At 35.0% G+C, this 801-nt stretch carries 2 pseudogenes; both read left to right on the plus strand.

Annotation, left to right across the window (positions count from 1 at the left end):
• Positions 1-596: pseudogene (locus Wcon_RS09095) on the plus strand (hypothetical protein); the annotation flags it as partial.
• A 6-nt stretch (positions 597-602) separates the two neighbouring features.
• Positions 603-801 (plus strand): annotated as a pseudogene (locus Wcon_RS09100) (hypothetical protein); the annotation flags it as partial.

Genomic DNA, 801 nt, shown 5'->3' on the forward strand with positions numbered 1-801 from the left:
GTTAGTTTTTATCGGCCAAGACAACTAAGTTTTATAGAGGGAAGCAAGGGAACATTTATTTACGGAGAGTTATGCACAAAAAGCTTTTCGGGTAGTTATGATGAGATATACTATTACCCATATGCTGCACTTGGAGTAGTATTTGTAAAAAATACAACCAATGTGAACATAAATAAAGCAATAGAATTTGTTGGATCATCGTATTCGAGTACGGAGTATGGAGGTGCAGGATTATTTGTGGGAACACCAGATAATACCAATTCTAATAAATCAAGAATTTCAAGAATAATATGGAAAAATGTTTACCAATACACGAGTTCTGATAGCAAATTAGCTGGATCTGGTAATGTGGAGATTCCAGCAGGAAAAACAGTTGCAATATTACTTTACACATCATCTTACCTGTATTCCAGAACACAAGTTAGTCAAGGTATGCTTGCATCAAATTATGTACACAACTATGGTCAATTTATTCAGTGGGGGATTTAAACATACGTAGCAATGTTCTAACTACAGGACTTGAAGTAGATGTGGAGAGAACGCTAAAAGCTTGGCAATGTCCAGGATTATCTAACACGTATGAGATTTGGAGGTAACAAACAATGTCTATCTACATTAGATTTGAAAATGATAAACAAGTAGAAACAACAACACTTGAAAGCAAGCCAACTGAAAATGATTGGTATGAAGCACCAGAAGATTTTGATTGGCAAAAAAGCTATTGTTTAACAGAAGGAGGAAAAATTGCTCAGCGTACTAAAGAAGATATACAAAAGGAGTTACTGGATAATGCGAAGCTTT

It is taken from the genome of Wolbachia endosymbiont of Cylisticus convexus, from assembly GCF_003344345.1.